Source organism: Salinivibrio sp. ML198 (genome assembly GCF_001996015.1).
Lineage (GTDB): Bacteria > Pseudomonadota > Gammaproteobacteria > Enterobacterales > Vibrionaceae > Salinivibrio > Salinivibrio siamensis.
This window is the reverse complement of record NZ_MUEZ01000002.1, coordinates 166733-179167: the sequence shown is the minus strand read 5'-3', so window position 1 is coordinate 179167 and position 12435 is coordinate 166733. Positions and strand designations below refer to the sequence as shown.

General features: G+C 48.7%; 7 protein-coding genes. 6 read left to right on the top strand and 1 reads right to left on the bottom strand.

The window, feature by feature from the left end; translation table 11 throughout:
- The first annotated feature begins 202 nt into the window (after window positions 1-202).
- A complete protein-coding gene (locus BZG25_RS02215; protein WP_046073211.1) occupies window positions 203-853 on the top strand; it encodes a hypothetical protein in 651 nt (216 codons plus the stop codon).
- A gap of 97 nt (window positions 854-950) precedes the next feature.
- On the opposite strand, the gene pncB is transcribed toward BZG25_RS02215, so the two are convergent.
- The gene (gene pncB / locus BZG25_RS02210) at window positions 951-2123 is read right to left on the bottom strand and encodes a nicotinate phosphoribosyltransferase (protein ID WP_077577805.1); all 1173 of its coding nucleotides are present in this window, start codon (window positions 2121-2123) and stop codon (window positions 951-953) included.
- Window positions 2124-2401: 278 nt separating this feature from the next.
- Here pncB and pepN point away from each other — a divergent pair, with 278 nt between their 5' ends.
- The 5 genes from pepN (at window position 2402) to BZG25_RS02185 (ending at window position 12151) form a co-directional block, all read left to right on the top strand.
- The gene (gene pepN, locus BZG25_RS02205) at window positions 2402-5011 is read left to right on the top strand and encodes an aminopeptidase N (RefSeq protein WP_077577806.1); all 2610 of its coding nucleotides are present in this window, start codon (window positions 2402-2404) and stop codon (window positions 5009-5011) included.
- Between the two features lie 124 nt (window positions 5012-5135).
- Window positions 5136-5354, top strand: coding sequence for a DUF2835 domain-containing protein (locus tag BZG25_RS02200; protein WP_046073214.1), 219 nt, complete (start codon window positions 5136-5138; stop codon window positions 5352-5354).
- Window positions 5355-5557: 203 nt separating this feature from the next.
- The gene (locus BZG25_RS02195) at window positions 5558-10378 is read left to right on the top strand and encodes an NAD-glutamate dehydrogenase (RefSeq protein WP_046073215.1); all 4821 of its coding nucleotides are present in this window, start codon (window positions 5558-5560) and stop codon (window positions 10376-10378) included.
- 65 nt (window positions 10379-10443) lie between these two features.
- Window positions 10444-11457, top strand: a complete 1014-nt coding sequence (gene pyrD, locus BZG25_RS02190) for a quinone-dependent dihydroorotate dehydrogenase (RefSeq protein ID WP_046073216.1) — start codon at window positions 10444-10446, stop codon at window positions 11455-11457.
- Between the two features lie 139 nt (window positions 11458-11596).
- On the top strand, window positions 11597-12151 hold the full coding sequence (locus BZG25_RS02185; RefSeq protein WP_046073217.1) for a cell division protein ZapC: 555 nt from the start codon (window positions 11597-11599) through the stop codon (window positions 12149-12151).
- The last annotated feature ends 284 nt before the right edge of the window (window positions 12152-12435 follow it).

Genomic DNA, 12435 nt, shown 5'->3' with positions numbered 1-12435 from the left:
ATGTCAGGTCGGCATACGGTCTTTTAGCACGTTAGCGCACCCCCAAGCCTAGGCAATTCGCCTAGGCTTTTTTTATGACGTTATGGTGACGACTAGGCGGATTCAACCTACATGAAACGAGATCTTGCTCAAAAAACTGCATAAAACTGAGAAGTCAGTCTAACCTTATCGTTAAGGCATCACTGCCAATGAGGGGGAAGGTATGCGTTGCTTATTGGGTGTTTTTCTGGCCTTAGTGATGGCCTTGCCAGTGCGCGGTGACGATTTAGCACGATTTGATGTCCCGTTACTGCTTGGTCAATGGTATTGGTTTAGTGCTGAGGAAGAGTCAGAGGCGAGCCATCCGTATAAAGCGATTAATCTTTCGTTTAACTCTCATTATGAGTTCCGTATTGATATGCTACGTCGTGATGGGCAGCTCGAGACGGCTGCAGGCAGTTATGCGGTGAATCATCAAGCATTGCGGTTGTACGATGGGCAGGGGGCGGATCAAGTGCATGCCTACCAGTTAAATCATAATCAATTGCAGCTTCAGGGAGCCGTGTTTACTAAACTGCTACCTGACGATCTCTCCGGGGTGTGGCGTTCAAACAGCATAGAAGGGGAAGATGTGAGTGAAGAGGTGGATGGTGTCTCGCTGAAACTTCGCCCAGACTTTCTTTTTGCGATGCAAGTTCGCGGCAACAACGGCCGTTCAATTACTCACCGAGGCGTTTACTTGGTGGAAGGTGACAACCTGATGCTTATTTATGAAGAAGGACGCCATTCATCCCAGTACCAACTTGCCTCAGATACCTTGCGCTTGACCAATGAGGTGTTTGGTATGGAGGCGGTGTTACAACGGCAACGGTGAGCAATGACAGAGCGTGTTATCATAAAAACTCATCAATAAAACATTGATGAAAAGGGCCGGTGATAAATAAACTGGCCCTTTTCTATTGGGGAAGCGTTTAGTCTGACAACTTGAACGCGGCTTTTAGTGCAGAGAGGTGCGCTTCATCTTTACAAATGGCTTTGTTAGGCTCATCAGAAATTTTGGCAACAGGTTTCCCTTGGCAGCTGGTTAATTTGATCACCACATTGAGGGTTTTCACATTAGGGAGATCACAGGTTAGCTGCGTGCCAATACCGAATGAGGTCGTGGCTTTGTCGGCAAAGTATTGATAGATGTGCACGGCTTTCGCCAGCGTGAGGCTATCGGAAAAGACAAGTGTCTTATCTTTGGGGTCAATACCATGATACCGATAATGCGCGATCGCCTTCTCACCCCATGCAATCGGGTCACCACTGTCATGACGCAATCCGCTAAAGGCGTGACAGAGCGAACGATCAAAATCCTGTAAAAAGGCATCCATGTTGATACAGTCGGTTAACGCTATCCCTAGGCTATCGGGATACTCTTGCAACCACATTTGTAACGCAAGCTGCTGGGAGTCAGCAAGCTGACCTGCAAGCTGTTGATGGGCTTGAAACCACTCATGCGCTTGGGTGCCGACAGGCACAAGCCCTAACTGTTTGGCTAGCCATACGTTAGAGGTGCCTTTTAAAGGCGGATAGACCGCGTGCAGACGTGTCACTATCGCCTGATGGACCTCACGAGAAAAACGACGCCGCGTGCCAAAGTCAACGAGCTGGAACCCATCGGCAAATCCCTCTTTAGGGAGATGGGCTAACTTATCGTCAAGACGTGCAATCGCGTCATCGACACTTAGTTGAGCATAACAAGCGCGGTTTCTCAGCTCACAAATAATCGCCAGTAGTGGCACTTCCCATAGAATCACCTCTTGCCAAGGGCCGGCGATATGAATTGCTAATTGACCGTCTTCGACACCGACAGTGACTTGGTCAGGATCGAATTGAAAACCTGACAAAAAGGCGAGAAAGTCTGCTTGATATAGACCTAGCGAGTCCAGATAGCTGAGCTCGTCTGCATGAAACCGCAACGTCGCGAGATGATTGACATGCTCCACCACCTGTTCACGTAGGTAGGAGAGGTTTTCATCACTGCGGCAGTAAAAGTCAGCGGTAACATGGACATCAGGATAATGATGAAATACGGCCTGCTGCATATTGATTTTATAAGCATCAGTATCCAAGAGTGATGTAATGATCGGATTGTGCATGCGTGGTGAACGCCTTACGGGTTACAAAACGAAATGAGCGTCATAGTACCGCAATTTTTAGAAAATTTAACCGTCGTCACATTATATTTCAGTCGGGATTGGCAGGCTGCGTTGACATTATACTGCGCTTATTGAATGTAAACGCAAACATTTGATAACAAACTGTTAAATCTATAGTCATTAATGCCGAGCCGCGGTATGGTATGGCATGCAAAATCGCCCTTGGGCGAATGAATACAGTTCGTTGGCTGAGGTACACTCGATAAAAAGGAAACGACATGTCTCAACAACCCACCGCCAAATACCGTGATGATTACCGTGCGCCGGACTTTACCATTACGGATATCAACCTTGAATTTGATCTTGATCCGAACAACACCCTAGTCACGGCGGTTAGCCAGGTGAAACGCCTGAATGATCACGCCACCGATCTGGTGTTAGACGGGGACGCGCTCACGTTAGTGCGCCTAGATATCAACGGCGACCCCTGGACAGCCTATAGTGAAGAGGCGGGCAAATTGATTGTCCGAGACGTCCCAGCCGCATTTACTTTAACCATCCAAACTCAGCTCGATCCTGAAAACAATACCGCTCTCGAGGGGCTATATATTTCGGGCGGGGCTTATTGTACTCAGTGTGAGGCGGAAGGATTTCGCCGGATCACTTATTATCTCGACCGTCCCGATGTGTTAGCTCGCTTTACCACCAAGGTGATTGCGGATAAATCTACATACCCATACTTACTCAGTAACGGCAATAAGATTGCGTCGGGTGAGTTGGAAGGTGGCCGCCACTGGGTAGAATGGCATGACCCGTACGCGAAACCCAGTTACCTATTTGCACTGGTCGGCGGCGATTTTGATGTGTTACGTGATACGTTTGTGACCCGCTCTGGACGTGATGTGGCACTGGAAATCTTTGTTGATAAAGGGAATTTAGATCGTGCCGATCATGCGATGACTTCATTGAAGAACGCAATGAAATGGGATGAAGAGCGGTTTGATCTTGAATATGATCTAGATATTTACATGATCGTCGCCGTTGACTTCTTCAACATGGGTGCCATGGAGAATAAAGGCTTAAACATCTTTAACTCCAAGTATGTATTGGCAAACGCCGAAACCGCCACCGACGCCGATTATCTCGGTATCGAAGCGGTCATTGGGCATGAGTACTTCCACAACTGGACGGGGAACCGAGTGACATGCCGTGATTGGTTCCAACTTAGCCTGAAAGAAGGGTTAACTGTTTTTCGTGATCAAGAGTTCTCCTCCGACTTAGGCTCGCGCTCTGTCAACCGTATCAGCAATGCGCGTATTATGCGTGGCCCCCAGTTTGCTGAAGATGCCAGCCCTATGTCTCATCCGATCCGGCCAGAAAAAGTGATCGAAATGAATAACTTTTACACCCTGACGGTGTATGAAAAGGGCAGTGAAGTTATTCGTATGATGCATACCATTTTGGGTGAAACCGAGTTTCAAAAAGGGGTCAAACTCTACTTTGAACGTCATGACGGTACAGCAGCCACTTGTGATGATTTTGTTCAAGCAATGGAAGATGCGTCTGGGGTCGATCTGACTCAGTTCCGCCGTTGGTACAGCCAATCTGGGACGCCGGTATTGAATGTATCATCGACCTACGACCCCGATAGCAAACAGTTGGCGTTACATGTCACGCAGCACACGCCGCCAACAGCGGATCAGCAAGAGAAGTTGCCGCTATATATTCCACTGGATATTGCACTCTATCGTCGCGACGGCAGTGTGATTGAGTTACAACGTCACGGTGAGTCGGTCTCAAACGTCCTGGCGGTGACAGATGCTGAGCAGACCTTTATTTTCGATGGGGTGGATGAGCAACCTGTGCTTTCCCTGCTCAGGGAGTTCTCCGCGCCAGTGAAGCTTGAACATGACTATCAAGACGATGAGTTGGCATTCTTACTGCAACATGCGCGCAATGATTTCGCGCGGTGGGATGCGGGTCAGAGTCTACTGGCCAAGCATATTAAGGAGAACGTCGCACGGGTACAAAACGAACAGCCTATTGATGTGCCTTTGTCAGTGATTGATGCATTTCGTGGCGTATTGCTCAGCGACAACACGGATCCGGCATTGATTGCGGAAGTGATCAACTTACCGACCGAGACGGAAGTGGCTGGCTGGTTTGATATTGTCGACGTTGATGCGATTCATCAAGTCATGGCGGCGTTCAAGCAACAATTTGCCGATCATATGGTTGATGAGTTTGACGCGGTATACCGTCAGTATGCGCAACCTGAATATCAGATCACCCACAAAGCGATCGGTGAACGCGCTTTACGTAATGCCTGTTTGAGCTATCTCGCGCACACGGAAAACGGCAACACGCATGTAGAGCGTCATTACCAAGCCGCGAACAATATGACTGACACCATGGCAGCATTGAATGCCGCTAACAATGCGCAATTACCGTGTCGTGAACCACTGATGAAAGATTTCAGTGATAAATGGCAGCATGATGGACTGGTGATGGACAAATGGTTCATGCTCCAAGGTGCGAACCCTTCCGAGACTGCCTTAGAGCAGGTGAAAGCACAGATGGCGCACCCTGCCTTTACGCTCAAAAACCCCAACCGTGTACGCAGTTTGGTCGGGGCATTTTGTAATCGTAATCCGGCGCGTTTTCATGCCCAAGATGGTAGCGGCTACCGCTTTTTAAAAGAGATCTTGGTGACCTTGAATCAGTCGAATCCACAAGTGGCATCACGATTGATTGATCCTATGCTCAAGCTGGCCTATTACGATCACCATCGCCAGCAGCAAATGCGACAGGTACTGCAAGAGTTGGCAGATATGGATAACTTAGCTGCGGATCTCTATGAAAAAGTAGAAAAAACACTTGAGCAGTAAAAAACGATTTGGGATAAAATCAGCCAAGCGTTAACAAGTGTGAAAAGCCGTCCACCTTGGGCGGCTTTTTGTTTTCGGTGGTTGATTGGTTTGCGGTGTCACGGTGATAGGTTGAGCGGAAGAGATGGAGTACTATTTTAACGTTTACATTGCTTACTCAGAGTATCAACACTACTACAGTGGTGCCGCGGCCAATGTGGTGGTGACGACCGATCAGGGTCTGCGTCTTCAGATCCCGGCTTCGCGTTTTCGTCCTTTCCTATCGCAACTCGGTATACGCGGGCGTTTTAAACTGGTGACCGACGCCAACCATAAGTTCCAGTCGTTAATGCGGGTTGCCTAGTGGGGCGCGAGTGATGCCTCGCCAATTCTTCTGTTTAAATAGCCACACCAGTCACATTCTGGCGAAATTCGCGTAAATCCAGCCGTTTACCTATAACGTTTTTACCTGCCAAGCCTTACACTAGACAGTGCGTTTGTTAACGCAATGTTTACCTCTGAATACTCACAACGATAATGTTCTAAAAAGGACAACGGAGCTCCAGAATGACCTCGCGTGACCCTATAGTACCTGTGTTACTTGAGAAGGTTTATCAGCTGATTGCCGATAAACTGGATGATACTCAACAACCACTTGTCGATGCATTAGCCAAAAGGATATTGGGTCAAATCTCTGATGATGACTTGCAGGAACGCAATGAGTCAGATCTTTATGGTGCTGTGATGAGTTTGTGGCACCATCTAAACACCTTCGAACAAGACAAAGTGTTTGTAAAAGTCTTTAACCCGAGCCTCAGTGGCAATGGCTGGCAGTCCACCCACACCATTGTCGAGATCTTAGCACCAGATGCCCCCTTCCTGGTCGACTCGGTGCGCATGGCCCTCAACCGTTTGGGGATCACGACCCACCTAATGCTTAATACCCCGATAAAATCACAAAAAAATGATCAGGGTAACGTGATTGCGATTGGCGGTGACAACGGGCAGTTCCAAAGTACGTTCCACATCGAAATCGACAAAATGTCCGATGAGTCAGAGATGGCGGCATTAGAGGCGGAATTGTCTGAAACCTTGATGGATGTGGTGATGGTGGTAAACGACTGGAAGCCGATGCGTGAGCAAATGCTTGCGCTGGTATCGGAGCTGAAAGATACACCGTTACCCATTGATGATGAACGTCGCCAAGAAGCGATCGAGTTTTTGAGCTGGATTACCGACAACAACTTTACCTTTATGGGGTATAAGTGTTTTGACTTAGTCGCGGTGGAAGGGGATTACGAGCTTCGTGCTAGCGCAGATTGCAATGCACTCGGCTTAGCCAAAAAGCATAAATCGCCCGCCGTCCTTAGCCTATCAGACATGCCAGAGTCAGCGCGCGCCGAGGCGCTGAAAAAAGAATTACTGGTGTTGACGAAAAGCAATGCCAAATCTCGTGTTCATCGTCCGGCTTATGTGGATTACATCGGGATCAAAAAATTTGATCAAGATGGCAATGTGATTGGTGAGCACCGTTTCACCGGTCTTTATGCATCTTCAGCGTATAACCAATCCACCGCCAGTATTCCCGTCTTGCGTAACAAAGTGCGTCGCATTCTTGATAACAGTGGCTTTTATCGTGAATCACACTCGTGGAAAGCACTGGCGAATATTTTGGAAAACTATCCCCGTGATGAGCTTTTTCAGGCGACCGAAGAAGAAATGCGCGACGTTGGGATGGGCGTGGTGCAAATGCAAGATCGTGACATGCTGCGCGTGTTTGTTCGTCGCGATCCATTCGGGCGGTTTTTCTCGTGCATGGTGTACATCACCCGTGAGCGCTACAACACCGAGTTCCGTCGTCAAACCCAACGTATTCTTCAGCAGTACTTTGGCTCTGATCAGACGGTAGAATTTACCACTTTCTTCTCGGAAAGCCCCTTGGCGCGGACGCACTATATCGTCCGAGTAGAAAACAACAATTTCGATATTGATGTGAAGAAGATCGAACACAATCTAACAGAAGCGGCTTCGTCTTGGGACGATCGTCTGCAAGAGGCTGTGATCGCAAACTTTGGTGAAAACCGAGGCACACCGATCGCCAAGCGTTACCTGCGGGCGTTTCCACGTTCGTACAAAGAGGCCATGCTGCCTGGATCAGCGGTGGCGGATATTGAGCGCCTTGAGGGACTCAGTGATGATAACAAGCTCGATATGCTGCTTTATCGCCCCCAAGAGGTAAGCCATCAATCGAACGCGATCAGCCTGAAACTCTTCCAAAAAGGCGAACCTATTCACTTGTCTGATGTGATGCCAATGCTAGAAAACCTTGGCTTACGCGTGATTGGTGAATCACCTTATGAAGTAGAAACCAGTCAAGGGGATGTATACTGGATCCTCGACTTTTCGATGTTGCACAGTGCTGGATCGGCGTTTGATCTTGGTAATGCCCGGGATCGTTTTCAGCATGCCTTTGCGGATATCTGGCATGGCCGCCTGGATAACGATGGCTTCAACCGCTTGGTGCTTAATGCCGGTTTGTCGGGGCGCGAAGTGACGATTTTACGTGCGTATGCGCGTTATATGCGTCAAATTGGCTTTCCATTTAGCCAAGCCTATATTGAAGAGACGCTAGCGTCACACTCTCAACTTGCCAGTTTCTTGGTAAAACTATTCAATACGCGTTTTGACCCGGTTGGTAAACAAACGAAGCGGGCACAAGACATCATCATCAATGATATTGAAGAAGCCCTCGATAATGTCGAGAGTCTTGATGATGACCGTATTATTCGCCGCTACATGGAAATCATGTTGGCGACCACGCGAACGAACTTTTTCCAAAAAGATCCGGACAATGGCCAAGACAAGCCTTACTTGTCGTTAAAACTCGAGGCCTCTGAGATCCCGGATATGCCTAAACCTGTTCCTGCATTCGAGATCTTCGTGTATTCACCGGATGTAGAAGGGGTGCATTTACGCGGCGGCAAAGTCGCACGTGGTGGCTTACGGTGGTCCGATCGGCAAGAAGACTTCCGCACCGAAGTGCTGGGGCTGGTTAAAGCGCAGCAAGTGAAAAACACGGTGATTGTGCCCGTCGGAGCCAAAGGTGGGTTTGTATGCAAGCGACAGCACCAGCTCTCGGGCCGAGATGCAATTTTTGCAGAAGGGAAGCGCTGCTATCGGATCTTCATCCAAGGGTTGCTCGATATTACCGATAATATCGTTGAAGGCACCCTGACACCGCCGCAACACGTTGTGCGTCATGACGAAGATGATGCCTATCTCGTGGTAGCTGCAGATAAAGGTACCGCGACCTTCTCCGACCTTGCTAACAGTGTCTCAGCGCAATATAACTTCTGGCTGGGCGATGCTTTCGCGTCTGGTGGCTCCAACGGTTATGACCACAAAAAAATGGGGATCACCGCAGCGGGTGCTTGGGAATCGGTGAAGCGTCATTTCCGCGAAGTGGATATCAATTGTCAAACCACAGACTTTACCTGTGTGGGGATTGGCGATATGGGAGGCGACGTGTTTGGTAATGGCATGTTGCTCTCTAAACATATTCGCTTAGTGGCAGCCTTTAACCACATGCATATCTTCATTGACCCTGAACCTGATGCCGCGAAAAGCTGGAAAGAGCGCCAACGCCTTTTCAACCTGCCGCGCTCAAGCTGGGAAGATTATGACAGCGAGTTGATTTCCAAAGGCGGGGGGATATTCTCTCGTCGAGCGAAGTCGATTAACTTAACGCCAGAAATACAAAAACTGCTTGGTACACGCAAGCAATCCATGGCGCCGAACGATCTGATCAAACAGATCTTAAAAGCCAAAGTCGATCTGCTATGGAATGGTGGGATTGGCACCTATGTTAAATCGTCCGATGAAACCCATACCTCTGTTGGCGATCGCGCCAATGATGGGTTACGTGTTAACGGCAATGAAGTCGGTGCGCGCATTATCGGTGAAGGCGGTAACTTAGGGATGACACAACTGGGGCGTATTGAGTATGCGCTCAAAGGTGGCCGCGTCAATACCGACTTCATTGACAATGTCGGCGGGGTAGATTGCTCAGATAACGAAGTTAATATCAAGATCTTGCTCAATGGGCTGGTCGCTGCCGGTGACTTGACCATGAAAAAACGCAACGAGCTTTTGGAGCGGATGGAAGATGAAGTGTCTGATATCGTGCTTGAAGATGCGTACAGTCAGAGCGAGTCAATTTCCGTAACCCACAATCAGCAAGCGGCGTTATTAAAAGAGCAGATCCGCTTTATTCATTATCTTGAAAAAGAGGGCAAGCTGGATCGTGCACTTGAATATTTGCCGGATGATGAGACCTTGTCTGAGCGTAACTTACGTGGCACGGGCCTAACTCGCCCAGAAATTGCTGTGCTGGTGGCGTACGGGAAGATGGTGCTCAAAGAGCAACTGGTGGTTGATGAAGTGACGCAAGATGCACACTTTGGCCAGCTACTCCCCAGTTATTTCCCGAAAGAGTTACAGCGTCACTATCGCAAAGAAATGGAATCCCATCCATTGAGAGGCGAGATCATTGCTACCGCCTTGGCGAACCAGATGTCGAACGACATGGGCTTCAATTTCATTACGCGTATGCAAGATGAAACGGGAGCAAGTGTCAGTGATATTGCCAAATCGTATGCGATTGCCCGTGATGTGTTTGGTTTTGAACAACTGTTTGACGATGTGCGAGCGCTAGATAATCAGGTCAGCGCCAAGGTGCAATACGATATCTTGTTCCGTTGTCGCCGGATGCTACGCCGAGCAACCCGATGGATGCTACGTAACAAACGCAAAGGGGAAAGTATCGAGGCACAAGTGGCCTTTTATCGTCCGGCGCTGCAAAACTTGGTCGAGCACTTGGATGACTATCTGGTTGAGAGTGAAATCAAAGAGCATGATCAACAAGCGGAGACGCTACGACAAGCTGGGGTGCCGGATGCACTGGCGAATAGAGTCTGTCGTCTAACCAGCGTGTTCTCTGGATTGGACTTAGCACAGGTGTCAGAGCAGCTGAATAAACCGTTCGAGCTGGTGGCACGCTTGTACTATGTGCTAGGGGATAGCTTGTCACTGCACTGGTTCTTGAAACAAATCAACAACCAACCGGTGGATAACCACTGGCAAGCGTTGGCGCGTGCGTCTTTCCGCGAAGATCTGGATTGGCAGCAACGATTACTCACCGCCCGTATCGTGTCCGAAATGGCAACCGATCAAGATGCTGAGACGGGATTAGCCCAGTGGATGGATGAGCACGTAGTCATTCTCGGGCGTTGGCAGAGCATTGTTGATGAGTTCAAAGTGGGCTCAGTACATGAGTTTGCCAAGTTCTCCGTCGCGTTACGCGAATTGTCGCTGTTAAATTTAAATTGAATTAAAGCGCCAATAACGCAATAATCTAGCCCCGTTTATACGGGGCTTTTTTATTAGGAGGGATAATGCTTTACCGCCTCGCCAGACCGGCTATCTTTCAGTTAGATCCAGAAAAAGCACATGATCTAACCATCAACACCCTTTCTCGATTCCATCACACCCCGCTTCGTTTTCTCTATTCCCAACAGCTTCCTCCTCGTCCAGTTACCGTAATGGGACTCAACTTTAATAATCCCGTTGGTCTAGCGGCAGGATTGGACAAAAACGGCGAGTGCATAGAAGCCTTTGGTGCGATGGGTTTTGGTTTTGTGGAAGTGGGGACAGTGACACCCCGGCCACAACCGGGAAACGACAAACCTCGACTTTTTCGTATTAAAGCCGCCGAGGGGATCATCAACCGTATGGGGTTCAATAACCTGGGGGTTGATGCGTTGGTAGAAAACGTCAAGCGTGCGAAAAACTTCGACGGTGTGTTGGGTATTAATATTGGCAAGAACAAAGATACACCCATCGAGCAGGGCACCGATGACTATGTCGTCTGTATGCGAAAAGTGTACCCATATGCCGACTATATCGCGGTTAATATCTCGTCGCCCAATACGCCAGGATTACGGACGTTGCAATATGGCGAGATGTTCGACGAACTCCTGAGCACACTGAAAGCCGAACAGGCACAGTTGGCAGACACTCACGATAAATACGTGCCTCTGACGGTTAAGATTGCCCCAGATTTGAGTGAAGAAGAAATTCAACAAGTGGCGCAAGCACTGATTCGTCACCAGATCGATGGTGTGATTGCGACCAACACCACGCTTGAGCGCTCATTGGTAGATGGTATGCCTCATTATCGTGAAGCGGGTGGGCTAAGTGGCCGTCCTGTTCAACTAAAAAGCACCGAGGTTATTCGTCAACTACATCGTGCGCTCGATGGGGCGATGCCCATCATCGGTGTAGGGGGAATTGATTCAGTCACGGCGGCGCGTGAAAAGTTGGAGGCAGGAGCCGACTTGGTGCAAGTCTACTCTGGGTTGATTTACCAAGGCCCTGGGCTCATAAAACAAATCGTGCGTCATATTTAAGTTAGGAAATAAAGTCTTAAGGTATAAAAGGGGGCGTTTTCTTCCCCTTTTTTTTTCGCTTCAGCCCATTACACTTCAGGCAATGGCAGTTTTGGTATCGCCAGACACCCAGTTAGTGAGTCATCGCGGGAGCTGAAGTATGTTAAAACCTAACAATGCATGGAGATGGTATTTCGATAATACGTCGAATTCACTAATGCTGGATTTAGGCGACGACATGGTTTTTCGCGTGGCGGTCAACGCCAAACATCTCATCCCCGATGCGTTCTCATCATCCCCATTTTCTGTTGAGGATGCATCACTCTTTCAACGTTTGACCGATCCCCTGTCAAACCTCTCTCTTTCCGGCCCTCGTCAGGCCGAACTCGCTTTGAACGCAGTGGCAGCCTATCGCTTCCACAAACCTGTCTTACCTAAAAGCTGGTTTTTCGAGCCACAACAAGACACTATCGCCACCCCTGAGTGGGGGCAAATAGTCGAGCTCACCAGCCAAACAGGGGATAGGGCGCCGTTTATTATCATAGAGAACGCCGGTTCTGCCTCGCTCTGCATGCTCGCACGTGAGGCTGATTTTGAACTGAGCGCGAATAAAACAATGGCGTTTTGTGGTGCGATTAAAGTAATGAACGACCGGCTATCGCAACCAATACTTCAAACAAATAGCCAAAAAGGTCGCTTTGCGTTAGTGGGCTGAGTGGTTTTCACTCAGCCCACGCCTCCTTTCTTCCCTCACTTTTCTTGTTTCTTGTACAGACTACAGCGCTATAGCTGTATCTTGACGTTTCTTATACCAAACAGATGTGCATAAAAAATGTGATATCAGTTCATTTTATGAGCGAAAAGTGTGCACATGCCTGCGCATTTTTTCATTGATTTTGGGGTGTTTTCACCATTATAAGGCCAATGAATGACGTCTTTCTTCCTATTTTAGCCGTTAAAATGCTTGAATAAACCCATCCTGGTCTAGTCCAGTTTGCG